This window comes from Deinococcus depolymerans (assembly GCF_039522025.1).
Classification (GTDB): domain Bacteria; phylum Deinococcota; class Deinococci; order Deinococcales; family Deinococcaceae; genus Deinococcus; species Deinococcus depolymerans.
This window is the reverse complement of sequence record NZ_BAAADB010000019.1, coordinates 138,619-161,902: the sequence shown is the minus strand read 5'-3', so window position 1 is coordinate 161,902 and position 23,284 is coordinate 138,619. Positions and strand designations below refer to the sequence as shown.

The window sequence follows — 23,284 nt, the reverse complement described above, 5'->3', positions numbered from 1 at the left end:
TTCGGCTTACACATCCGGATGTAGCCGCGCCTCAGCCTCAAGGTCGGGTCGGGTCCTGACCCAGGCGGTCGTCGAGGGTCAGGTCAAGGCGCAGGTACGCGCCCTGGCGGGTGTAGGTGTTGCCGATGCCGGTGAAGCCGGCGGGGTTGTAGCCAGCGGTGATCCAGGTGCCGGGCAGGGCGCGGACGGACGCTTCGAGGCCGTAGCCGTACTGGGTGGTCTGGCTGGCGGGCTGGGTGATGGCGCGGCCCCACACGCCCACGCCGATGCGGTCGGTGAGGTAGTAGGTGCCGCTGGCGCCGAACTGCGCGGTGAAACTGCCGGGGTCGTTCAGGAGGGTGCGGGTGTCCAGACCGGCGCGGACGGCCCAGGTGGGCTGGCGGTACTCGGCGGCGAAGTTGCTGCTCAGTTCGGGCTGGCCGCCGGCGAGGGTGCCGTTGACGTAACGGACGGTGCCCAGGGAGTTGAAGGTGCGGTTGCGGTAGGCGTAGCCGAGGGCGGCGCGCTGGCCGTTCTTGCCGGCACCGAATTCCATCAGGCCGTCGGCGGTGAGGCTGAGGTGGTCGCTGAGGCTGCCGGTGATGCCGGTGCGCAGGACGACGCCGAAGCCCCTGGAGGTGTACGTGAGGTCGGTGCCGGCGGTGGCGGTGACGCGGTCGGTGCCGTAGCGCAGGTCGGCGCCGGCGCCCAGTTCGGTCTGGGCAGCGCTGATGTTGTAGGTGGCGTTGCCGCGCAGGCCGGCGGTCAGGCGGTCGGTGAGGGGGAGGGTGGTGGTGACGCCGAAGCGGGCGCGGTTGCCCTGGCCGCCGGCGTTCGGGAGGTCGTACGCGACCTGGTAGTTGGTGTTGCCCAGGCGGCTGTCGAGGGTGAGGGCGGCGGTGTGGCCCTTGTTCCAGTTGATCTGGTCGCTCAGGCCGACGCTGACGGCGTCGGTGATGGCGTAGCGGGTGGTGACGGTGGTGGTGGGGTCGAGGTTCCCGGTGAGCGGCTGGGTGTGGGTGATGTCCACGTCGAGGGGTTGCTGGTGGTAACCGGCGCTGAGGACGGCCCCGACGCCGTACTGGTCTCCGAAGGCGTACTTGAGGCCCGCGCCGACGCTGAACGGTGCGAGGCGGTAGTCGGCGCGACCGGTGACGCTGCCGCCGCTGGTGGCGGTGGCGGTGGTGCCCAGGGTGTTGTGGTACTCGGCCTGGACGCTGCTGCTGAGGTTGCGGGTGAGGCGGCTGTCGAGGCTGGCGCTGGTGGTCAGGCCGGGCGTGAAGGGCGCGAGGCCGCTGTACGTGCCGTCCTGGTAGCGCACGCGGGCCTGGATGGTGTTCTGGCCGAGGGTGGTGCTGAGGTCGGCGCTGGCCTGGAACCCGCCGGAGTACGCGAGCAGGCCGTCGGTGCGGGTGGTGCCGTTGTCGTAGGTGGCGCGGGCGCCGGCCGTGACGGTCTGGTCGAGGCTGACGGCGGCCACGCCGACCGTGTAGTGCTGGCCGGTGTACTTGACCTGCGCGCCGAACGCGGCGCGGCGCTGGGTCATGGGGTCGCTGAGGCGGTAGCTGGCCAGGACGACCTGGTCGTTCAGTTGCGCGTCCGTGCGGTCCAGGGCGCGGGCGAGGGTGATGATGCCGGTGCGGTGGTCGAGGATGTAGTCGACGTTGCGGGTCAGGGTGACGCGGCGCAGTTCCTTGCCGGTGTCGCGTTCCAGGGTGAGCAGTTCGAGGGTCTCGCTGCCTTCGGTGACGGGACTGGCGTTGTTCAGGCGCAGCAGGCGGGTGCCTTCGGGTGTCAGGCGCTGCTCGCTGACGCGGGCGTCCGGGACGAGCGCGGCGAAGGCGGACACCTGGGGGTTGCTCTTGCTGGTGACGGTCAGGGCGGTCAGTTGCTCGCCGACCGGCAGGACGTCGATGGGCAGGCTGGTCTGGCGGTACTCGGCGCGCAGGGTGGGGTGGTCGTACCTGAGTGCGACCGGGTCGATGCCCTGCAGGGGCACGCTCTCGGTGCTGCTGTCACCGTAGACGCTGAAGCGCTTGAGGGTGTCGCGGTCGGTGGGCAGGCCGTCCTTGTCGGCGGCGACGTACAGTTTCCCGCCGGCCAGCGGACCCTCGTAGGAGGCGCGGGCGGTCCAGGTCAGGTCGTCGCGGAGGTTCAGGTTGCCGTCCAGCCCGAGGGTGGCGCTGATCACGCCGACGCCCACGCGGCTGCTGTCGGGCTTCACGTCGAACAAGTGTGTCTGCACGGCGCTGCCACTCAGCACCTGTAGCCGCAGGGTGGTGGGGGCCGACTGGGGCTGCAACTCCAACACCCCCTCCCCGTTTTCCAGTCGGATCTGGTAGCCGGCCTCGCGACTTCCGCCGTCTGCCCTCAGGACCTCCAGGTTGGTCCGTAAGGTTACGCGGTCCTGCGAGGTCAGCAGTCCGGCTGCGTCCAATGTCCGCACCCGCAGACGCAGCGGCGTGCTGCCATCTGCGATCAGTTGTTCGGGCCGGATCTCGGTCATGGCGGTATCGCCAACACGCATGACCGTGATGCGCTCACTACCGACGCGAATCTCATTGCGACCCGGTAGAAGAGGCAGACCAACATAGGTCAGCCGCTGAACACCGCGGCCCTCATCCACAGTGGTTTCCCCGATGCGGTCACTTCCGAAGGCCTGCCCATTCACCAGGACGTCCGGCGTGGGACCAAGTGGCACTTCGATCACGACGCTGATGCGGTCGCGGATGCGGACCTGCGCGCCGTTCAGGGGCAACTTGATGGCGCCGGGGTTCTCGGTGGCCGTCTCGGTGGGCGTGCCGGTCTGCTGGGCGGCGTTCAGGTCGTTCAGGTCGACGCGGCCTTCGAGGGTCTCGCGGCGGTCCCCCTTGAAACGGGCCAGCAGGGCCGGGGCGTCCAGGGCGGGCAGCGGGCCCTCGTGCGTGAGGTCGTAGGTGACGGCGCCGCGCAGGGCCGCGCCACCGGCAGTGACGGGGCTGCTGGCGGGTTCGGGCAGGACCCAGTACAGGGTGCCGCTGGGGCCGCGCAGCGGGTCGGGAATGACGCGGCCGTCCAGGCGGCTGCTGCCGGGCGTGAGGGTGGCGCCGTCGGGGAGGCGGTGCGCGACGATCAGTTCGGTCGCCTGGCGGGGCGCGTCGAAGGGCAGGGTGACGCTGCTGACGCGGCGCGCTGCGGGGGCGGGCGCGGCCGGGACGGGCTGCGCGCTGAGCTGGGCGCTGACCGTCTGGGTGGCGGCGCAGTCCGGGGTGCGCAGGTGCGCCTCGAGGGCCTGCGTGCCGGCAGCGCTCACGCGGGCGCGGTAGCTGAGTTCGCGGGTCTCGCCGGCCGGCAGGGTGCCGCTGAAGCGGGTCTCGCCCAGGGCTTCGAGTCCGGCGGGTAGCGTGTCGGCGAGCAGGTACGGCGCGGCGCGGGTGCCGGTGTTCGTGACGCGCAGCGTGACCGTGACCTCGTCGCCGATGGTCGCGTCGGGCAGCGGGTCGCGGCTCAGTTGCAGGCTCGTGACGTCCGGGCGGACGTTCAGGGTGAGGGTCCGGGCCTGTTCCCAGGGGGCGAGGCGGGCGGTGACGGTCAGCGGGCCGCTCTGCGTGGCGATGCCCGTGACGCTCAGTTCGCCGGGGCGGGCGGCGCTCAGGGTGCCCTGCAGGTTGTTCAGGCCCTGGACGCTCAGTTCGGCCGTGTCGAGGGTCAGGTCCAGCGGCAGTTCGCCGGCGTAGGCGGTGCTGGCGCGGGCGGTCAGGGTGACGGTGTCGCCGACGCAGACGTCGAGTTTGTCGCTGCGGAGGTCCAGGGTGACGGTCGGGCGGATCTGGATGTGCGCCTGCCCCTCACCGTTTTTCGGGACGGTGACGCGGGCGGTGTCGACGCGGACGTCCGCGCCGGGGACCGGGGCGGGCACCACGGCGTACTCGCCGGGCGCGACGCGCTGCGTGAAGGTGCCGTTCACCGTGACGGGCGTCTTGCCGACCGTGGCGGCCGCCGCGGTGGGCTGCGGCCCGGTGGGCAGGATCAGTTCGGCGGTGACGCGCAGCAGGCCGGTCTGGTCGACGCGGCTGATGGTGATGGGTTCGGGCGTGCCGGCGCGGGTCAGGCTGAATCCGACGGTGTTGCTGAACTGCCGCGCGGTGGGAGGCTGGCGCAGCTCGACGGTGTAGTGCCCGGCCTGTGCCGGCAGCGGCAGGTCCGTGAAGCCCAGGTCGGCGCTGACGGTCAGGGGCGTGACGTTGCCCTGGTCGTCGCGCAGACGGGCCTGGAGTTCCTGGGGGCCGTCGCCGTCGTACATGCGCAGCACGTGCGTCTGGCCGTCGGTGCTGACGTTCACGGCGGGCACCCAGTCCTGCGAGTGCACGTTCACGTTCAGGCGGTCCGCGCTGACGGACGCGCTGATTCCGGCGAGACGGACGGCGAAGGTGTTCTTGCCGTTGCCCTGCGTGACGGCCTTCAGGCGGTAGCGGCCGGCGGGGAGGGTCTGGTCGACCAGGGTTTCCCAGTCGTGCGTGCCGGGCGTGAAGGTGCGGGTCAGGACCACCTGGCCGTCGCTGCCGGTCAGGGTGAAGGTGGTGGTGACATCGCTGCGGCCAGCGTCGTACTGCTCGTCACCGTAGTAGGTGTCACTGCGGTAGTCGCTCTGGTCGACGCGGGGGCTGTACAGCTCCAGACGGACAGGTCCGTCGAGCGGAACGTTCAGGGTAAGGTCCTGATCCCCGACCGACCAGGTCAGGCGGTCCCCGACGGTGGTCAGGGGCAGGCTGGTGCTGATTTCCTGAGCGCCGGCACTGACGCTGACGGCCAGGATGGCCGAGAGGGCAGTGGCGAGTCGCTTGAAGTCGGGTTGCACGTTCAGTACCTCCAGCTCAGGACCGGGTCAGTGGTGGCGGCGCGGGGCTCACCACTCCAGTCAAAGCGGTAGGCGAAAGTCCTTTCACCTGCCTCGAGGCTACCGGAGTAAGTATTTCCGCCTTCTTTCAGAACGGCGCCCACCGGGAGCGGGTCGAGCAGCGTCACGCCGTCGAGGGCGCGCGGGGTCTTCAGGCGCAGGGTCACCACGTAGCCGCGGTCGGTGACGTACACGGCCTTCTCGAGCGTCACGTCACCGACCGTCAGGGTGGTGCGGCGCAGCGCACTGATGTCGCCGCCCAGCGGCGCGAGCGGGAAGTCCACGCTGGTCAGGCCGCGCACGTGCACGGTCTGCGTGCCACTCAGCGCGCCGTCCTGCGGGACCTGCAGCGGCGGGTAGGGGGTGGTGTTCGGGTCCAGGCGCAGCGCGTGGGTGCCCAGCGGCACGTTCGGGAAGGAGTACCTTCCGCGCGGATCGGTCACCACCTGACGGCCGCCGGCCAGCAGGACACGCGCCCGCTCGACCGGGGTGTCCAGCAGCGGATCGAACAGGCCGTTGCGGTTACGGTCCACGAACACGGTGCCCACGAGGTCCGCGGTGGGCGCGAACTTCAGCGGGTTGAGTTTCGTGGTGGCGGTCGCGCGGTTGCTGGCGATGGCGCGGGCCACGCCGCCGGCCCCGGTGCCGCTGACCTGCACGGTGTTCACCAGTTGGCCGGTCGCTTCGGGCGTCACGCGGGTCTGGTACGTGATGGTGATGGTGCCGCGCGCCGGGATGGTCCCCGCGTTCCAGGTGAGGACGCCGCCGCTGATGGCCGGGTCCGCGAGCGGCTGTCCGGCCAGGGTGCTGGTGCCGGGAATGTACTCCAGGCCACGGGCGGGCGTGTCGGTCACGACCGCGCTGGTGATGGCGGTCGTGGCGGACTCGTTGCTGATCTTCAGGGTGTAGGTCAGGCGGTCACCGTAGGTGGCTTCCGGGGCGCTGACGGTCTTCAGGATGACCAGTTTGGCAGTCCAGACGGGCGTGCGCACCTCGTTGCTGGGCATGGGGGTGTTCAGTTCGGTCGTGACGAGGTTGAAGACGTTCCTGAGGGCCTCGCCGTCCTGCGCGCGGGTGCTGACCTGGGTGGTCACGGTGACGGTGCGGGTCTCACCCGCCGCGAGGGTGCCCAGGTTCCAGGTGACGGTCTGCGCGCCGGACTGACCGCCGGGCACCCCGCCGTCGCTGGCGCTGACGAAGTCCACGTGCGCGGGCAGGGGGTCGGTCACGACCGCGTTCGTCAGCGGGCGGGTGTAGGGATTACGGACCTTCAGGGTGTACGTGATGGTGTCGCCGGCCGCGACGGTCCCACCGGCCGGGATGCCCACGGTCTGCCCGGCGTCACCCTGGGTGGTCGCCTCGAAGGACTTGCTGAGTTCCGGGAAGGTCGCCTCGACGTTCCCGATCAGGTCACGGGTGGTGTTGCTGGTGCCGCGCTCCCCGTTGACGGTGATCAGCGATTCCAGCGGTCCGGCCTGCGGCGCGTCGTAGCAGATGCGCACGAGGGCCGTCTGGCCGGGGGCCAGGGTCAGCGGCTGCGCGAGCGGCTGGCCGTTCTCGCCGTACAGCACGCTGGTCGCGCCGCCCACCGGGTACGTGACCGTGACGCGGAAGTTGTCACGCACGTCCCCGGTGTTCTTCACGGTGTGATCGAAGCACACCTGCTGCCCCACCACCGCGAACGGGCGGCGCTGCGCGTCGGCGGGCGTGTTCTCGGGCGCCTCGGGCACCCCGACCGGGCCGATCGCCACGGCCGGCTGGTAACGCACGTCGGCGCTGGCGCTGCCGCTCACGCTCTTGCCGCCGGTCTGGGCGGTCGCGGTGTTCGGAATGACGCGGTTCTCGGCTTCCGCGCCCGCCAGCATGCGGAAGGTCAGGGTGATGCTCGCGCCGGGCGCGAGGCTCGCGGCGCGCACCCGCACGCCCCGCACCGGGCTGACCTCGGCGGCGGTCCAGTTCACGCCGTCCTGGGTGTACTCCAGCGTGCCGGTGTTCGTGCGGGCGCTGCCCGGCACGAAGCTCAGGCCCTGCGCGATCTGGTCGGCAAGCAGGTCGGTCAGGATCACCTCGCGGCTCTCGCCCTGACCGGCATTGCTGGTGGTGACGGTCACGGTCGTCTCAGTCCCGGGGCGGACCAGGGCCGGCGTGAAGGACTTCTGCACGCCCAGCACCGGGGGCGGCCCGACACGCACGCGGCTGACGTTGTTGCTGTCGGCATTCTGCCCGCCGGCGCAGCTGGCGATCAGGTTCACGTAGGCGTCCCCCTGCGCGTCGCTGGTGGTCACGACCAGCAGCAGCGCGGCGCGGTCATCCGGGGCGAGGCTCAGCTCCGTGACCTGCGGTTCGTTCGTGTCGGGCTGGCCGTTGCCGTTCAGGTCCCGCACGACCCGCAGGGCCGGACTGATGGTGCTCTCGGTCTCGCTGCGCGCCAGGACCGGGAAGCTCCCCGTGGTGTTGCCGGTGTTCACGACCGAGTACGCGAACACGGCCCGCTCGCCGGGCAGCAGCGTGGCGCTCTGGCCGGGCAGAGGCACCGTGCCGTCCGGGGTGACACTGACCGAACACACGGCCTGCACGACCGTCACGACGGTGTTCGACACGGCCCGCACCGGGTCGGTCGCAGCGGGCGGAAGGTACTCGGCCTGCGCCTGGTTGGTGATCTCGGTGCCGGCCGGCGTGCGGGCCGCGCCCGCCTGACCGGCCAGAACGAGCAGCGCCGACAGCAGCGTGGTGGGATGAGGGAAGCGGGTCACGGAAGTCTCCTTTGGGACGCCCGGGGGGCGCAGGACGTTGGGGCGGCGCACTCAAATGTGCGGCATATCGAAAAGAGAGTTCTGATGTTGAAGTGAAGAAATGGCGCACCCGCCCTTCAGGCAGGGTGCGCCGCACTGCGCTTACTTAATGGTGACCGTGATGGTCATTTCGAGAACGGCGTTGGGGTCCAGGCTGCCGGGCTGCTGTCCCGCCTGGGTCGGGTCGTCCACCGCCACGTAGACGGTGCTGCCGGGGCTGACCGGGGCGGAGGAAGTCCAGGTGGAACCGTCGGTGCTGTAGATGATGGTGGAGCTGCTGGTGTCACCCGGCTCGACCAAGCTGTTACCGCTGACCGCACCCATAACAGTGTTGAACACCAGGTTGCTGTTCAGGGTGTCCTGCACGAAGAACTTCTCCACGCGGGTGTTGTAGGTGTTCTTGGCGATGATCTTATACGAGTAGGTCGTGCCCGGCACGTAGTTCGTGGGGTTCAGGGCACTGTAGTTAGCCGGGTTGGCGATGGCAGCCGGGTTGGCGGAGGTGCCACTGGCGGGGCTTCCGGGGTTGCCCAGCACGTACTCGCTGTTGGCCGGCGTGCCATTGCTCTGGGTGAACTTGCCCAGGGCCAGGGTGCCAGCCACGTTCACCACGATGTTGTCGTTCACATCCGTGCGCGTGATGGCGCTGTACACCGAGGTAGCGCGCTGCGTCAGCAGGTAGGGGGTGCCGCCGGTGGCACGGACGTTGGCGGGCAACGTGACGTTGGCATCCACGTCGAGTTCGGTGTTCGCAGCCACCGATCCGGTGGTGTATACCGGCACGTTCACCGTCTCGCCCGCGTCGCTCGTATCGCCGTCTCCGTTCAGGTCCACGGCCACTGGAGTGGTGCCAGCCGAGGTCAGGCCGGGCCCGGTGTAGTTGATCGGAACGATCTGCCGGCTTCCGTCCAACAGGGTCACGACAGTGTAGCCACTCAGGTTGTAGGTTTCAGGGTACTCGCCGGTGTTCGCGACGTCCATCGGGAAAGTGACGGTGGCACCAGCAGTTCCAGTCTGCGAAGCGACGATGTCCGTCGCGCCCAGCGGAGCGGTCGAATCGGCGAACTGCATGGCCGGCGGAAGTACCGTGTCGTACGTGAAGTCGTCAGGCGTGCTGTTGCTATCGTTACCGGAATCCACCCCGATCTGCAGGTAGATGGGATGGGGATTGGCCAGGGAGTCCTGGTCAGGGTAGGTGACGGTGACAGTGTAGCTGGCATTACCGTTGGCCGGCACGTTCAGCGTCACGGTGTTCAGCGTGACCGTGGCAGTGGTGGTCGTGCCGTCCGGGTTGGTCTGCACCACGGTGTACTGCCCGGCAGTGCCCGTGGGGGTCACGGTCTGGGTGTAACCCGCCTGGTTGGTGCGGGGGACCACGCTCAGGCTGGTGGCGTCGGCCACGGCGCTGTTGTTGTTCACGGTGTTCGTGAACACCACGGTGTCGTCCGTCAGGTTGGCGTCGGCCTTGGGGTAGGCGAACTGCTCGTCGCCGCTGACTCCCACAACGGTCCCCGCAGGATCGGTATAGCCAGGGACATTGGCGCCTCCGGCCGGCGGGCTGTCCACTCCTCCGGGGGTGAGGCTGGCATTGGGGTTGTTGGTCAGACTGGGGCTCACGATGGTGCTGGCGTTGTACTGCCACCACAGGTCATCGTAAGTCGGGCCGCCCGCGTTCGACTGTTCCGTGACCGTCACATTCGCCGAGCCGCTCCAGACGCGGCCTGTGCCGATCGGGGTAGCCCCAACCACCGCGCCAGGGGCGCCGGCGGCGGTGTACACCTGGTAGAAGTTCACGATTCCGGTGTTGGTCTCCACCGCGCCAGTGTTGGGATCGTCGCCAGCCACCGGCAGAACGATACTCGTGACAGCGGTTGCGGCGGCCAGTTCCGTGTCCGAGACCACACCGTCGTTGTTCGTATCGGGGTTGGTCAGGAAGTAAAGCACGTTGCTGACACCACTGGTCGCGTCCGAGGTCAGCGTGATCGTCTGAGTGGCGTTACCGTTGTTCACTGCCACGTAAGGGAACACCACACGGCTGCCCGGCAGCACATTACTGCGCTGGTGCGAGGCAGGTGCGCTGGTCGTCGTGTCGGTTGCGTCGCTGTCGGCACCGCTGGGGTAGGTGATGTCGAAGTCGAACTTCTCCAGAACGGTGGTACTGACCGTGTTCGAGGTGCTCGACAGGTTCTGCGTTGCGTTGCCGGGATCCTGATAGGTGGCGACCGCCGTGTTGGTAATCACAGTGCCGGCGTTTGTACCCTTGCTGGAGCTGGGACTGACGGTGGTCTGCGCGCTGGCGGAGCCGGCGGCCAGGGCGGCCATCAGGGCGATCAGTTGGGTGCGTTTCATGGTGTTCCTCCTGGGAAGGTGAGTGGATCGGCGGGCGGGAATGGACGGGCGGGACGTTACCGGACCTGGACCCGGTAACCGAGTTTCAGGGTCTGGTTCGCGCCAATTTCACTGATCGTCCAGCGGACGGCGGTGTACTCGTTGGGTTTGACGTCCACTTCGCGGGTCACGGTCTTGCCGTTCTCGGTGACGGTGACTTTCTTCTTCAGGGGGGCGGCGGCGAAGGTCTTGCCTCCGTCGATGGAGTACTCGGTGCGGGCCACGTTCATGTCCTTCTCGGGGGCCACGTACACGGTGTTCTTCGGTACGGGCAGCGTGACGGGAACGTTCGTCAGGGCCCGGCTGCCGGTGTTTCGCACGTTGACGACCTGGCTGATCAGGTCGCCGGGCAGGACGTTCTTGGGGCTGGGCGAGAACTGCTCGGTGACCTTGCCGTCCACCTTGACGCTGCGCACCAGGGACATGTTGAGATTCAGGGTGAGCGGCGTGGCGCCCTGCGCGAGGGCCGTGCCGGCCAGCAGGGTGGCGATCAGGAGGGGCGTGCGGGTGTTCATGGGATCTCCTTGGTGGGGCGGACGGACTGAGAGATCAGACCGGGAGCTGGTACTGCCCGCAGCCTAGGAAGCCGGGTCTTACCACCGGCTTACAGGTCCGCGGCTGTTCTGCCGGTCAGCGCGGGAGGCGGACGGCCGGCGGGTGCGGTCTGGATCGGCCGGAAACGTGAGGAAGGGCACGGGTCCGCACCAAGGGCCCTGTCCGCCGGGTTCCGGGCGGTGCGGGTCATGGCTGCCCCCCTGTCAGGGGGGAGGTGGCGTGGCGCGGGATGGGGGCGGCGGCGGCGGTCCGGGCCGCCGCATTTCATGAAGGGCGCGCTCAGCGGCCGAAGCGACGGTCGCGGCCCTGGAAGTCCCGCAGCGCCCGCAGGAAGTCCACGCGGCGGAAGCCGGGCCAGTACACGTCGCAGAAGTAGTACTCGGAGTACACGCTCTGCCACAGCATGAAGCCCGACAGGCGGATCTCGCCGCTGGTCCGGATGATGAAGTCCGGGTCGGGAATGTCGGCGGCGTACAGGTGCGCGCTGATGTGCTCGGGACCCAGGTCGGCGGCGGCCTGGGTGAGGGTCTGCCCGGCCTGTGCCTGCGCGTTCAGGTGCCGTTTGACGGCGTCCACGATCTCCTCGCGGCCCCCGTACCCGACGGCGATGTTCAGGCGCATGCCGTCGTAGTGAGCGGTCTTCTCCTCCAGGTCCTTCAGGGCGGCCAGCACCTGCGGCGGGAATCCGTCGTGCTGCCCGATGGCGCGCACCCGCACGCGGTTGGCGTGGATGCGCGGATCGGTGGCGAGACTGCGGGCCTCCTTTTCCAGCAGCGAGAGGATGTGCGCCAGTTCCTGCGGGTCGCGGCTCTTGTTGTCGGTGGACAGCACCCAGATGGTCGCGGCGGGAATCCCGAGTTCCAGGCACCACTGCAGGACCTCGTGGGCCTTGTCCGCGCCGATGGAGTGCCCCATCTCGCGCTGGAGGCCGCTGGCCCGCGCGAAGCGGCGGTTGCCGTCGAGGATCAGGCCCAGGTGGCGGGGCAGGTGGCCGTGGGCGCGCACTTCACGCGCCAGACGCTGCTCGTAACCCCACAGCAGGGCGCCGCGGGCCGCGTTCCGCGTTTTCTGAATGGTCTGGACTGCGACTTTGAGCGGCTCACGCGACATGCGCGCAGTCTATCGCGCCGGGCGGCGTTCACGTCCCCCGAACGGACGATCCCCGGCGCGTTCTGCGGATTCCGTCTGTCTGGCGCACAACCCGCCAGCCCACCGGGTGGCCACCTCCACGCCCGTCTGTCCCGCTCCTCCTCTGCGGGGCCGCTCTCCGAGTCGCTTCCACCCGGATGGAAGTGACAACCCATTCAATCGGAGTCCGTTTCTCTCCTACTCGCATCCGCTCGGATTGAATGGCTTTATAAGCCATTCAATCGGAGTCCGTCTTACAGCAGGGTGGGCTGCGCGGCCAAGGCCAGCGCCTTCTGATCCAGCCGCGACAGCGCCGCGTCGGTCACCGTCTGCCGGGGCAGGTCGGCCTGCCCGGCGTACAGGTGCAGCGTGATCCGGCGGTGGGTCATGACGTGCGTCAGGCGGCCCAGCGGCGGCCCGGGCCGGGCGTTCAGGCGGGCACACAGGCGCCTGAGGGCGTCGTGCGGCACCTCACCGGCGGCGAGCGGTTCGGCCGGCAGGCCCATCAGGCCGCCCAGCAGCGTGCCGGTGCGGCGTTCCAGGACCGCCTGCTGCGGCGTGCCGATCAGGACGGCCACCACCGGCACGTCCGGTACGGGCGCGCGGACCTTCGGGGCGGGGTAGGCGGCGGGCGTGCCGGACGCGGACGCCGCGCACCAGGGCCGCAGCGGGCAGACCTCGCAGCGCGGCGCGGCCGGGGTGCAGACGGTGGCGCCCAGGTCCATGACCGCCTCGTTCCACGCGCCGGGCCGCTGCGGGTCGAGCAGCGTGTCGGCGCGGCCCTGCACCCACGCGGGGGACGGCCGCGCCTCGCCGTGCAGGCGTGCCAGGACGCGGCGCACGTTGCCGTCGTTCACGGCGCGCGCCTCGTTCAGCGCGAGGCTGCTGACGGCCGCCGCCGTGTACGGCCCCACGCCCGGCAGGGCCAGCCACCCGTCGTACGAGTCGGGAAAGCCGTTCCGGGCGACCTGTTGCGCGGCGCGGTGCAGGTTGCGGGCGCGGGCGTAGTACCCGCAGCCCTCCCAGGCCTTCAGGACCGCCTCCTGCGGCGCCGCCGCGAGAGCCTGCACGGTCGGGAAGGCTGTCAGAAAACGGTCATAGTAGACCTGCCCACGCACCACCTGCGTCTGCTGCAGCAGAATTTCCGCCACCCACACGCGGTAGGGATCGCGGGCCCCCTCGCGGCCCGCCCGCCAGGGCAGCGCACGACCGGTCCGGTCGAACCAGGCCAGCAGCGCCGCGCGCAGCGCCGGAAGCGGGAACGGGAAGGCCGGAACGGGCGGGGTCACGGCGGCAGTGTAGGGTGCCTGTCTGGCCGCGACGGGCGCGGCGGACACCATCCGTTGCCGACCGGCCGTGCGCGGCGCCGAGCCCGACGGACGCGCCCCCCGGCCTGTCAGGTTCCGGGGGGCGCGTCGGGGCAGGCACGCTCAGGCGGGAATGGCCTCACGCGCGGCCGGACGCACGCGGCGGCGCACGCCGTCGGCGTACTCGGCGAGGTCGTTCAGCAGGTCCGGCACGCCCACGCGCAGCAGGTACTGACCGCCGGGCAAGGGGGTCAGGGCCAGGAAGGGCGGGCGGGTCAGGGTGTCCAGGATGCTGCCCAGTTCGGCGTAGTTCACGCCGCTGCCCAGCCGCTCCGCGAGGCGCGGCACGCTGACCACCGAGTGAGCCGGCTGCTGCGAGAGCGTGAGCAGCACGAAGCTGAACGCGCCGCGCTGCGCGAGGTGCGAGCTGACCAGTTCCGCCACGCTCGCGGCGGATTCCAGGTCGACACTCCCGGCCTTCCAGTACCCGCGCAGGTCCACCGGGGAGAGCGGCGCCAGCTGCGCGTGCTCGATCAGCGCGGCCAGCGCCTCGCGGGTCAGGCAGGGGGTGTTCGCGGGGCGGCTGTCCTCACCGGTCAGCAGCACGCAGTAATCGGCGTTTTCCTTCCAGGCGGGCGTCTGCACGGCGGCCTCGCTGGTCGCCACCAGCACCGAGTACCCGTGCGTGCCGAGTTCCGCGTTCAGGCGCAGCACGCCGCCGCCCAGGTGTTCCAGGCGGTATCCGGTCAGACGCGCGAGTTCCGCGAGTTGCGACTCGGCTTCCAGATGCGCGGCGGACAGGACTGGCCCGGGGGCCGGCGGGCGTGCCGGCGCGTCGAAGCTGACGTCCAGTGTCCGCATGGGCGCAGCGGAACGCCCGGCCGCGGCGGGACGGACCGCGCCGCCGATCCCGGCGCTGGTCGCCTGCACCGCGGGAACCGCCGGCCTGCGGCCCTCGGCGGCGGGCCGGCCCCCGGTCGCCTCACCGGCACGCACCTCGGTGACGCGGGCCTCATTGACGCGGGTCTCGGTCGCGCGGGTTTCAGTGACCCGGACCTCGGGCCGGCGGGTTTCCGTGGAGCGGGCCTCGGGCCGGCGGGTTTCCGTGGAGCGGGCCTCGGCAGCCTGGGGTTCAGAGGGCCGGCCGTCGGGCCGCTCCGGCGCACGGGGGGCGGGCGGCGCGGCCGGCGCTTCCGGCCGGACCTCCTGCAGACGCACCTCGCGCACGTGCGGCGTGGCGGACACCACGACCCGGCGCGTCTCCGGCACGCGCGGCACCTCCCGCCGGGGCGGCGGCTGCGGCGCGTGCGGCTTGACGACCGTCTCCACCTGATACCGCCCGGGCGCGAGCAGCGTGAGGATCAGCACGTCGTTCACACCCAGGTGATGGGCGTGGTACAGCCCGCCCATGCCCCACACCCGCAGGCGGTCCAGGTCCACCTGCACCGCGTGCTCCTCGCCTTTCTCGTCGACCAGCACGGCCGGCCCCGCGTTCGGGAAGGTGCCCTCAAGGTACTTGAGGAGGCGCAGGCTGCCTTCCTGAAGGCAGGGACGGGTAACGATGTACCGGATTGATTTCACGCGTTGACTCCTCCGTTGAAAGCGCTCCTGGGCGTTCGGGGCGCGGCAGGTGTGGGTAAATTGTTCCTAAAGTAGCAGAGTTTATCGCCGTCAACTGCACATTCACCCACCCGGCCGGCCGCCACGGGAGCGCGCCGGGTGCGGGCGCACCGGAGCATGACCGACACTCATGAGGACTTTCCAGCTGCCGCCCCCTCACCCGGCCATCACCGGCCGCACCCCCATCCCAGAAAAGAACGTCCAGAACGTCGTTCTCCCGGACAGTCCTCCTGGACCTCACGCCTCCTCATGCGGACTCCGTCTGGTTCGTTCACCTCCACACCCCCCCTATCCGTCGCGCTCCTCCCCTGCGGGGCCGCTCTGCGAGTCAACCCCGCCCGGATGGAACCGGTCGGTGCCCACCCTTCAACCGGAGTCCGTGTCCCCTGACCGGGCGCGTCGACCGCGCTGCCGTATCCTGACCGGCATGACCGACGTCACGACACCCGACACCGTGCAACTGGTGCAGGCCTACTACGACGCCTTCAACCGCGGCGACGCGCCGGGCATGCTGGCCCTGCTGACCGACGACGTCCGCCACGACATCAACGAGGGCGACACGCAGACCGGCCTGGACGCCTTTGGTGCCTTCCTGGCCAAGATGGAGGCCCACTACCGCGAGCGGGCCGAGGACGTGGTCGTCATGGCCACCCCGGACGGCACGCGCGCCAGCGCCGAGTTCGTCATTCACGGCGAGTACCTGAAAACCGACCCCGGCCTGCCCGAGGCGCAGGGGCAGCGCTACGTGCTGCCGGTCGGGGCGTTCTTCGACGTGCGCGGCGGAAAGATCGCCCGCGTCACCAACTACTACAACCTCGCGGACTGGACCCGGCAGGTCGAGCAGGGCAGCGCTTGAGCCTGAGCGTCACCACCGTCGGCGGCCCGGACCTCGCCCCGTTCATTCCCGCGCTGGCCCGCCTGAGAACGCTGGTGTTCCGCGCGTACCCCTACCTGTACGACGGCGACCCCGCCTACGAGGAACGCTACTTGCAGACGTACCTGGACGCCCCGGACGCCATCATCGTGCTGGCCCGCGACGGCGACACTGTCGTCGGGGCCAGCAGCGCCCTGCCGCTCACGCAGGAGACCGACGACATCCGCGCGCCGCTGCACGCCCCGGAATTCGACCCGGCTGACGTGCTGTACCTGGGCGAGAGCGTCCTGACCGCCGAGTACCGCGGGCGCGGCCTGGGTCACGCCTTCTTCGACCACCGCGAGGCCCACGCCGCCCGCCTGGGCCTGAACACCACCGCGTTCTGCGCCGTGCAGCGCCCGGACGACCACCCGGCGCGGCCCACCCCGTACCGCACGCACCACGCCTTCTGGGCTGCGCGCGGCTACACGGAACGCCCGGACCTGACCACCACCCTGAGCTGGAAGGACCTGGGCGACGACCACGAAACGCCCAAACCCATGCGCTACTGGATCAGGAAAAGCCAGGCAGGGGGATAGTCACGGCCCCGTGAAAGGAACGAGCCGACCGCTCAGCGGTGCCCGTTCTGGGCGGCCTTCTCGGCATCCTGACGTTTCTTCGCCTGCGCCCACGAGAACGACCGGAAGGCGTCCACGGCGAACCACACCGCCAGCACCGCCGCCACACCCGCCCACACCCAGCTCTGGGACTGAGCGGCCAGGAACGCCAGGACCGCGCAGAGCACGGCCAGCGCAACGCTAGAGGCGAACACGATATGGGGGGGCACACGGCGACCGAACATGCCACGCAGCGTACCCCCCGCCCTCTTACTCGCCTCTGTCTGACGGGCGCGTACTGGGGCTATACGGATTCCGTCTGTTTCGTTGACAACTTGGGAAGGCGCCAAGTTGCCAACTCCACGCCCGGAACCCGCTTTGCTCCCACTCGCTCCGCTCCGGTTGAACGGCTTTGCAAACCATTCAACCGGAGTCCGTATTACTCACCTGTGTCGGGTTCGGTCCAGGCAAGAATCGCGGTCGGCAGGAGCGGCAGGACCAGCAGCAGGAGCAGCGCCACGCCCTGCACGCCGTCAGCGCGGCCCTGCAGGGCAGACAGGTCGGCGCCGAAGAAGAACACCAGTTCCGCGCCCAGCAGGACCGTCAGAGTCAGCCCCCGGTACGCGGCCGAATTGGCCTGCGCCACGCGCACGGCTTCACGTTCGTCCAGTTTGTGGCCCTGCGGCAGGCCCAGTCGCGCCGGGAAGACCAGGTAGGCCGCGCCGTAGAGGAACACGCCAAAGGCCAGCAGGTACGCGCCCAGCAGGAGTGGTTTCAGGGCGTCGTTCACGGTGTCCAGTAACCCCAGCAGTCGCAGGGCCAGCAGGATCAGGGTGCCCAGGGAGCCGGCGGCGTACGCGGTGACGATCCGGCGGCGGGCCCGTGTGGGCAGGGGACGGACGGGGATGACAGCGTTCATGATGGACCTCCGTAAACTTTCTCGCTCAGGGGCGTGAAGGGCGCGCGGGAGAAGATCGCTTCGATGGGCAGGCCGAAGTAGTCGCTGAGGCGGAAGGCGAGGTCCAGGCTGGGCGCGTACTCGCCGCGTTCGAGGTAACCGATAGTCTGGTAGTTCACGTCGACGGCAGCCGCGAGGTCCTGACGGGACAGGCCCCGCTCGGCCCGCAAGACAGGGAGTCGGTTGAAAAGGGTAAGAGCGGCGGAACGCCCGGCGGACTTGGCAACCATGCCACGTATTGTTGTATTTATACAACGGAAAATCAAGTTCACCCAATCGCTCGTACGGATTCCGTTTGCTTCGTTGACCTCCCGGAAGAACACCGAGTGATCAACTCGACACCCGGAACCCGCTTTGCTCCTGCTCGCGCCGCCCGGATCGACCGTTGTTACGAACGGGTCAATCGGAATGCTCCTTCCACCCAGCGTGCGGCCACGCTCCCACTCCGCCGCATTCTGCGTGCCTGCTGACGCTCTGCCCTGGCGCGGGCGTGGCAGACTGCGCGGGATGCCGGATTTCGATGTGATCGTGATGGGCGCGGGCCACAACGCGCTGGTGACCGCCGCGTACGCCGCGAAGGCGGGCCTGAAGGTGGGCGTGTTCGAGCGGCGACACATCGTGGGGGGCGCCGTCAGTACCGAGGAACTCGTGCCGGGATACCGCTTCGATTACGGCGGGAGCGCGCACATCCTGATCCGCATGACGCCCGTGGTGCGCGAACTGGAACTCACGCGGCACGGCCTGCACTACCTGGACGTGGACCCGATGTTCCACGCGTCGGACGGCGAGACGCCCTGGTTCATCCACCGGGACGCCGGGCGCACGGCGCGGGAACTGGAGGCGCTGTTCCCCGGTCAGGGTGAGGCGTACACGAAATTCCTGGACGACTGGACGCCGTTTGCGCGCTCCGTGGCGGACCTGTTCAACTCCGCGCCGGGGCCGCTGGACATGGGCAGGATGGTCGTGTCCAGCGGGAAGGGCAAGGACTGGATGGAGCAGCTGCCCCGCATCCTGCGTCCGTACGGGGACGTGGCGAAGGAGTACTTCACGGACGAGCGGGTCCGTGCCCCGCTGGTGTGGATGGCGGCGCAGAGCGGCCCCCCGCCCAGTGATCCGCTGAGTGCGCCGTTCCTGCTGTGGCACCCGCTGTACCACGAGGGCGGCGTGGCGCGGCCCAAGGGTGGCAGCGGCGGCCTGACGAAAGCCCTGAAACGCGCCATCGAGGCGGACGGTGGGCAGGTGTTCGTGAACGCGCCCGTGAAGGACATCCTCGTGAAAGAAGGGAAGGCTCAGGGCATCCGGCTGGAGAACGGCGAGACGTACACCGCCCGCGCCGTCGTGTCCGGCGCGCACATCCTGACCACCGCCGGCGCCCTCCCCGACGAGTTCGTACCCGCCGCCGCCCGGCAGGTCCGCGTGGGCAACGGCTTCGGCATGGTCCTGCGCCTCGCCCTGAGCGAGAAGGTCAAGTACCGCCACCACAAGGAACCCGACAGCCGCGTCGGCCTGGGCCTGCTGATCAAGAACGAACAGCAACTCATGAAAGGCTACGGCGAGTACCTCGCCGGTGAACCCACCAAGGACCCGCCCCTGATCGCCATGAGCTTCAGCGCCGTGGACGACTCGCTCGCCCCGCCCGGCGGCGAGGCCCTGTGGCTCTGGGCGCAGTACTACCCCTACGAACTGAGCAGCGGCTCCTGGGAAACCCGCACCGCCGAGGCCCGCGAGAACATCCTGAACGCCTTCGAGCACTACGCGCCCGGCACACGCGACACCATCGTCGGCGAACTCGTGCAGACGCCGCAGTGGCTGGAGACGAACCTCGGCCTGCACCGCGGGAACGTCATGCACCTCGAAATGAGCTTCGACCAGATGTTCTCCTTCCGCCCCTGGATGAAAGCCAGCCAGTACCGCTGGCCCGGCGTGCAGGGCCTCTACCTGACCGGCGCCAGCACCCACCCCGGCGGCGGCATCATGGGCGCCTCCGGCCGCAACGCCGCGCAGGTCCTCGTGAAAGACCTGACGCGCCGACGGTGGAAGTAGGCATGAACAGCGAGGGCTGGCTCCAGAGGAAGCTCCGGGCGTGGCGGTCACCGGTACCCCGGCGCCGCATGGGGGCGGGCATTGCCGTCATGAACGGAGGGGACGTCCTGCTGGTCCGCCGGGACGATAACGCCCTGTGGGACGTGCCGGGTGGAGGTGCGGAGGCCGGGGAGTTGCCGGAAGTGACCGCGCGGCGCGAGTTGCGTGAGGAAACGGGCCTGAGCGTGGGCGCGCTGCGGGCGCTGGGCGTGTTCCCTCACCGGCACGCGTACCCGGACGGGAACGTGGTCGCCTGGGAAACGCACGTGTTCACGGCCGACTTTGCAGGTGGGGAGCCGCGCGCCTCGGATGATGCGGCCCAGGTGCGCTGGTGGCCGCTGGCAGCCCTCCCCGACGACGTGTCGGAGGCGACCGGCACGTACTTCGCGGCGTTGACGGCGGTGCGGGCGTGAGGTTCTCCCCCACCGTGTGGCGCGCCGGACTGGCGTTCGCGGCACTGGGCGTGGCGTTCCTGGGGGCGTTGCTGGTCATGGGCGGGAATCCCGTGGGCTGGGCGCTGATCGCGCTGGGGTTGCCGCTGTCGGGCGTGCTGGCGCTGGCGGGGGACGCGCTGGGCGTGGCGTTCCCGGAGGTGCTGGGCGAGCGGCTGGCGGGCCTGCTGGCGGCGACGCGGCCGTGGATGGCGCTGGTGGCGCTGTACGTGGCGCTGAAGATTCCGGTGCCGCTGTGGCCGGAAGGGTTCCCGGTGCTGGGGCTGGCGAGTACGGCGGCGCTGTGCGCGGCGGCGCTGGCGTTCGTGTGGGAGCGGGTGGGGTGGCTGCGGGCGGCGCTGATGCTGGTCGTGTCGTTCGGGGTGGGGCTGGGCGTGGAGTTGCTGGGGAGCCGGACGGGCATTCCGTTCGGGGAGTACACGTACGCGGGTGCGCCCGCGCCGACGCTGCTGACCGTGCCGTTGATCGTGCCGCTGGGGTGGTTCGCGCTGACGCTGACGGCCACGAGCCTGTCGCGCGGACGGCCGTGGCTGACGGGCGCCCTGATGATGCTGTGGGACGTGGGCCTGGAACCCCTGATGACCACGCAGGGGTACTGGACGTGGACGGACCCGCTGCCGCTGTGGGCGGGCGCGCCGGTGCAGAACTTCCTGGGGTGGTGGGCGGTCGGGTGGGGCCTGTCGTGGGTGTTCGCGGGGCTGGCGCCGGGGCTGTTCGGGCGGGCCGGGGTGGGCTGGGCGTTGCCCGGCTGGCTGGAGCGGGTGGACGGGAACGTGCAGGCGAGCCGCGTGCCGTCCCTGAGCCTGCTGCCCGGTGCGCGGCGGGCCGGTGAGGGCCTGGATTTCCGGGTGGTGTACGCCATCGAGGCGTTCTTCCTGCCGGGCGGGCTGGTACTGGTGGGCCGTTACGCCGAGGCGGCGGTGACGCTGGCGGCGATGCTGGCGGGTCTGGGCCTGACGCGGGCGCTCCGTCCGGCGCGGCGTGCGGTGGCCCGTGCCCGGTAAGCCTGGGGCCGGGCCATCTGGGGTCGGGCGGCACGCCTGGGCGACGTGGCTGCTGTCGCGCAGCGTGAGCCGCAGCGTGCGCGGCTCTCTGGGCGGCGTGTGGGTGCGCGGGCCGGTCCCGGCGGGTGGCGCGGTCCTGGCGCCGAACCATCACTCCTGGTGGGACGGGTACGTGCTGCGCGAGGCGGCCCTGTGGGCAGGCAGCGACTTCGCGGTCCTGATGGGCGCGCGGCAGCTGTCGCGCTTTCCGTTCCTGCGGCGCGTGGGCGCGGTGCGGGCCGACGAGGTCCGGGCGGGCGTGCGGCGGGCGCGGGTGGGGTGGCTGGTGGTGTTCCCGGAGGGCGCGGTGCAACCCGCCGGGCCGCTGCGGGCCGCGCAGCCGGGCGCGGCGTGGATCGCGGGCGCGGCGGGCGTGCCACTGGTGCCGGTGGCGCTGCGGGTCGTGATGCGCGGCGCGCAGGCGCCCGAGGCCTTCGTGCGCTTCGGGTGGCCGGTGGTGGGGCCAGCCCTGGACGGCGCCCTGCAACGTGAACTGGCCGCGCTGGACGCCGAGCTGCTGGACAGCGACCCGGAGACCCCGCCCGCCGGATACCTGCGGGCCGTGCCGGGCCGCGCGAGCCGTTCGGAGCGGGTGGACCTGCCCTCCAGGCTGCTGGCCTGGATCACCGGGGACAGAGGATGAGGATTCATTGGACTGCCGGGTGGGAGCGGGCGCAGCGGCCCGTGCAGGCGCTGCTGCTGGGGTGGCTGGCGACCAAGGCGGCGGTGCTGGCCGTGAACGCCATCACCTTCCCCCGCCTGCGCCCGGCGCCCACCCCGCGCGGGGGGCCGCGCGTGTCCATCCTGATTCCGGCGCGGGACGAGGCGCACAACCTGCCGCGCACCCTGCCCGGCGTGCTGGCCCAGGGGGCCTTCGAGGTGCTGGTGCTGGATGACGGCAGTCGCGACGGGACCGCCGACGTGGCCCGCCGCCTGGGCGCGCGGGTCCTGACGGGCGAGCCCAGACCGGACGGCTGGAACGGGAAACCCTGGGCCTGCCAGCAACTGCTGCGCGCGGCGCGTGGCGAGGTGCTGATCTTCACGGACGCGGACGTGGACTGGCACGCGGGCGCGCTGGGCGGCCTGCTGAGCGAACTGACCCGTTCGGGCGCGGACCTGCTGAGCGTTCACCCCCGTCAGGCGAACGCGGGCCTGGGCGCCCGCCTGCTGACGCCGCTGGTGGACGCGGCGGTGCTGTCGTACTTCCCGTTTCCCCTGACGCACCTGCGCCACCCCATGACCTCGATTGCCAACGGGCAGGTCATGGCCTTCCGCCGCGCCGCGCTGACCCGCGTGGGCGGGTACGCGCCCGTCCGGGCCGAGGTGCTGGAGGACACCCGCCTCGCGCAGCACCTGGGCGCGCAGGGCTTCCTGGTGTCCACGGCGCTGGGCCGCGCGTGCATCGGCGTGCGCATGTACCGCACGTACCCGGAGTCGGTGGCGGGCTTCGGCAAGAACGTCCTGCCGCTGCACTTTCACTCGCGGCCCCTGCTGCTGCTGGCCGCCGCCGGGCACCTGGGCGCGTACACCCTGCCGTGGCTGCTGCGCCCCTGGCTGCGTGGCCCCGGCTGGACGGCCCTGCGCGTGGCCGGGCTGCTGGAACGCACGCTGGTCAGCGTGGTCGCCGGTCGCCGCGCCCCCGCCGACCTGGCCGAGGGCCTGCTGGGACCCCTCACGCCGCTGCTGGCGCTGCCCGTGTACCGCCGCGCCCTGCGCCGCACCGTCACCTGGAAGGGCCGCCAGTACAGACAGTGACCCCTCACCCCCTGGGCAGAGGGGAACTTTCCTGAAGGCCGGGCGGACTGGGCTTCATGGGCTGCTCAGGTGTGGGGCGGAGGCTCGGGGTATGTCGTCCCACCGGGTCCGTCTGGCTGCCGCTCTGCTGCTGTCGTTCCTGCCCGTGGCGTCCGGGGCGGGGTTCACCGAGGCGTCGTTCGCGCAGGTGGGCGCGGGCGCGTGGAAGCCGGTGCGGTTCTGGTGCGATGCGCCGGGGCGGGTGCTGGCGCTGTCGGGCACGGGGGCCGGGGCGGGCACGCTGACGCAGTGGGTGGGCGGCGTGCGCTCGCAGGTGCCCGTGACGGTCGGCGCGGACGACGCGGGCGCGGGTCAGGTGTACACGCCGCTGACCTTCGCGGGCCGCGCAGCACAGGCGCCGGGGTTCTTCGTGCACAGCAGCAACGTGGAGAACGTGCAGGACCCCGCCTACCGCCTGACGCGCGTCAGCGGGTTCCGCGTGCCTGCCGGGTCGTTCGCGTGCCGCTACGTGCCGCAGGCGGCGGTGCTGGCCGCCACCGCGCGGCACAGCGTGACCGTGTGGGAGGCCGGTGGGCGGGTCACGTACGCCAGCCGCAACCGCGACGGCACGCCGGGCGTGCAGCTGACGGGCGGCATGCACGTCACGGACGGGAGGCGGGACGAGTACCGCTGGAACCGGGGCGGGTACGCGTACGTGCTGGTCGTGGGCACCGCGCGGGCTCCGGGCGGCGAGTTGCGGGTCGAGCGGGCCGGGCGGGTCCTGAGCCGCGAGCCGCTACTGGCGTACTCGGTCAGTACGCCCCGCTGAGCGTGTCGCATCCGACCCTGCAGGGCGCTGGTGGTGCTCTATGCTCTGCCTCGTGATCCCCTCCTCCACCC

18 protein-coding genes are annotated in these 23,284 nt (G+C 70.7%); 8 read left to right on the top strand and 10 right to left on the bottom strand.

The features are described 5' to 3' along the window. Window positions 1-37: 37 nt before the first annotated feature. From ABDZ66_RS10995 to ABDZ66_RS10965, 7 genes are all read right to left on the bottom strand, one after another. Entirely contained in the window at window positions 38-4,816 is a 4,779-nt protein-coding gene (locus tag ABDZ66_RS10995; protein ID WP_343758770.1) for a DUF11 domain-containing protein, read from the bottom strand. 2 nt (window positions 4,817-4,818) lie between these two features. Then, a complete protein-coding gene (locus ABDZ66_RS10990; protein WP_343758768.1) occupies window positions 4,819-7,608 on the bottom strand; it encodes a DUF11 domain-containing protein in 2,790 nt (929 codons plus the stop codon). Between the two features lie 141 nt (window positions 7,609-7,749). Further along, window positions 7,750-9,996: a hypothetical protein gene (locus ABDZ66_RS10985; RefSeq protein WP_343758766.1), complete on the bottom strand. Its 2,247-nt coding sequence runs from the start codon at window positions 9,994-9,996 to the stop codon at window positions 7,750-7,752. A 56-nt stretch (window positions 9,997-10,052) separates the two neighbouring features. Continuing rightward, window positions 10,053-10,550 carry a hypothetical protein gene (locus ABDZ66_RS10980; RefSeq protein WP_343758764.1) on the bottom strand — a complete coding sequence of 166 codons (498 nt, stop codon included), beginning with the start codon at window positions 10,548-10,550 and terminating at the stop codon, window positions 10,053-10,055. A gap of 319 nt (window positions 10,551-10,869) precedes the next feature. Continuing rightward, window positions 10,870-11,700, bottom strand: coding sequence for an isoprenyl transferase (locus ABDZ66_RS10975; RefSeq protein WP_343758762.1), 831 nt, complete (start codon window positions 11,698-11,700; stop codon window positions 10,870-10,872). 272 nt (window positions 11,701-11,972) lie between these two features. Further along, window positions 11,973-13,007 (bottom strand): A/G-specific adenine glycosylase, encoded by a 1,035-nt coding sequence (mutY, locus tag ABDZ66_RS10970; protein ID WP_343758760.1) that lies wholly within the window; start codon window positions 13,005-13,007, stop codon window positions 11,973-11,975. A 141-nt stretch (window positions 13,008-13,148) separates the two neighbouring features. Next, window positions 13,149-14,606 (bottom strand): hypothetical protein, encoded by a 1,458-nt coding sequence (locus ABDZ66_RS10965; RefSeq protein ID WP_343758758.1) that lies wholly within the window; start codon window positions 14,604-14,606, stop codon window positions 13,149-13,151. A gap of 466 nt (window positions 14,607-15,072) precedes the next feature. Here ABDZ66_RS10965 and ABDZ66_RS10960 point away from each other — a divergent pair, with 466 nt between their 5' ends. Both ABDZ66_RS10960 and ABDZ66_RS10955 read left to right on the top strand, forming a co-directional pair. Next, complete coding sequence (locus tag ABDZ66_RS10960; RefSeq protein WP_343758756.1) at window positions 15,073-15,501, top strand: ketosteroid isomerase-related protein; 429 nt, start codon at window positions 15,073-15,075, stop codon at window positions 15,499-15,501. Further along, window positions 15,498-16,097: a GNAT family N-acetyltransferase gene (locus tag ABDZ66_RS10955; protein WP_343758754.1), complete on the top strand. Its 600-nt coding sequence runs from the start codon at window positions 15,498-15,500 to the stop codon at window positions 16,095-16,097. Before ABDZ66_RS10960 ends, ABDZ66_RS10955 begins: the two co-directional genes overlap by 4 nt. Before the next feature lie 32 nt (window positions 16,098-16,129). On the opposite strand, the gene ABDZ66_RS10950 is transcribed toward ABDZ66_RS10955, so the two are convergent. The 3 genes from ABDZ66_RS10950 to ABDZ66_RS10940 all read right to left on the bottom strand — a co-directional run bounded on the left by ABDZ66_RS10950 (window position 16,130) and on the right by ABDZ66_RS10940 (window position 17,303). Beyond that, window positions 16,130-16,360, bottom strand: coding sequence for a hypothetical protein (locus tag ABDZ66_RS10950; RefSeq protein ID WP_343758751.1), 231 nt, complete (start codon window positions 16,358-16,360; stop codon window positions 16,130-16,132). 194 nt (window positions 16,361-16,554) lie between these two features. Further along, entirely contained in the window at window positions 16,555-17,034 is a 480-nt protein-coding gene (locus ABDZ66_RS10945; protein WP_343758749.1) for a hypothetical protein, read from the bottom strand. Further along, entirely contained in the window at window positions 17,031-17,303 is a 273-nt protein-coding gene (locus tag ABDZ66_RS10940) for a helix-turn-helix transcriptional regulator (protein ID WP_343758747.1), read from the bottom strand. The genes ABDZ66_RS10945 and ABDZ66_RS10940 overlap by 4 nt, the downstream gene beginning before the upstream one ends. A 277-nt stretch (window positions 17,304-17,580) precedes the next feature. On the opposite strand from ABDZ66_RS10940, the gene ABDZ66_RS10935 reads away from it, so the two are divergent. From ABDZ66_RS10935 to ABDZ66_RS10910, 6 genes are all read left to right on the top strand, one after another. Next, a complete protein-coding gene (locus ABDZ66_RS10935; RefSeq protein WP_343758744.1) occupies window positions 17,581-19,116 on the top strand; it encodes a phytoene desaturase family protein in 1,536 nt (511 codons plus the stop codon). A 68-nt stretch (window positions 19,117-19,184) separates the two neighbouring features. Continuing rightward, window positions 19,185-19,568, top strand: a complete 384-nt coding sequence (locus ABDZ66_RS10930; RefSeq protein WP_343758742.1) for an NUDIX domain-containing protein — start codon at window positions 19,185-19,187, stop codon at window positions 19,566-19,568. Beyond that, window positions 19,565-20,611, top strand: a complete 1,047-nt coding sequence (locus tag ABDZ66_RS10925; RefSeq protein WP_343758740.1) for a carotenoid biosynthesis protein — start codon at window positions 19,565-19,567, stop codon at window positions 20,609-20,611. Before ABDZ66_RS10930 ends, ABDZ66_RS10925 begins: the two co-directional genes overlap by 4 nt. Continuing rightward, the gene (locus ABDZ66_RS10920) at window positions 20,601-21,293 is read left to right on the top strand and encodes a 1-acyl-sn-glycerol-3-phosphate acyltransferase (RefSeq protein ID WP_343758738.1); all 693 of its coding nucleotides are present in this window, start codon (window positions 20,601-20,603) and stop codon (window positions 21,291-21,293) included. The genes ABDZ66_RS10925 and ABDZ66_RS10920 overlap by 11 nt, the downstream gene beginning before the upstream one ends. Continuing rightward, window positions 21,290-22,405 (top strand): glycosyltransferase family 2 protein, encoded by a 1,116-nt coding sequence (locus ABDZ66_RS10915; protein ID WP_343758736.1) that lies wholly within the window; start codon window positions 21,290-21,292, stop codon window positions 22,403-22,405. The genes ABDZ66_RS10920 and ABDZ66_RS10915 overlap by 4 nt, the downstream gene beginning before the upstream one ends. Window positions 22,406-22,496: 91 nt before the next feature. Further along, window positions 22,497-23,213 (top strand): hypothetical protein, encoded by a 717-nt coding sequence (locus ABDZ66_RS10910; protein WP_343758734.1) that lies wholly within the window; start codon window positions 22,497-22,499, stop codon window positions 23,211-23,213. The last annotated feature ends 71 nt before the right edge of the window (window positions 23,214-23,284 follow it).

Bases quoted from the DNA above. Each gene is read 5' to 3' on its own strand.
- ABDZ66_RS10985 (WP_343758766.1), bottom strand. From the start codon at position 9,996: ATGAAACGCACCCAACTGATCGCCCTGATGGCCGCCCTGGCCGCCGGC.
- ABDZ66_RS10980 (WP_343758764.1), bottom strand. From the start codon at position 10,550: ATGAACACCCGCACGCCCCTCCTGATCGCCACCCTGCTGGCCGGCACG.
- ABDZ66_RS10975 (WP_343758762.1), bottom strand. From the start codon at position 11,700: ATGTCGCGTGAGCCGCTCAAAGTCGCAGTCCAGACCATTCAGAAAACG.
- ABDZ66_RS10960 (WP_343758756.1), top strand. From the start codon at position 15,073: ATGACCGACGTCACGACACCCGACACCGTGCAACTGGTGCAGGCCTAC.
- ABDZ66_RS10950 (WP_343758751.1), bottom strand. From the start codon at position 16,360: ATGTTCGGTCGCCGTGTGCCCCCCCATATCGTGTTCGCCTCTAGCGTT.
- ABDZ66_RS10945 (WP_343758749.1), bottom strand. From the start codon at position 17,034: ATGAACGCTGTCATCCCCGTCCGTCCCCTGCCCACACGGGCCCGCCGC.
- ABDZ66_RS10940 (WP_343758747.1), bottom strand. From the start codon at position 17,303: ATGGTTGCCAAGTCCGCCGGGCGTTCCGCCGCTCTTACCCTTTTCAAC.
- ABDZ66_RS10935 (WP_343758744.1), top strand. From the start codon at position 17,581: ATGCCGGATTTCGATGTGATCGTGATGGGCGCGGGCCACAACGCGCTG.
- ABDZ66_RS10930 (WP_343758742.1), top strand. From the start codon at position 19,185: ATGGGGGCGGGCATTGCCGTCATGAACGGAGGGGACGTCCTGCTGGTC.
- ABDZ66_RS10915 (WP_343758736.1), top strand. From the start codon at position 21,290: ATGAGGATTCATTGGACTGCCGGGTGGGAGCGGGCGCAGCGGCCCGTG.
- ABDZ66_RS10910 (WP_343758734.1), top strand. From the start codon at position 22,497: ATGTCGTCCCACCGGGTCCGTCTGGCTGCCGCTCTGCTGCTGTCGTTC.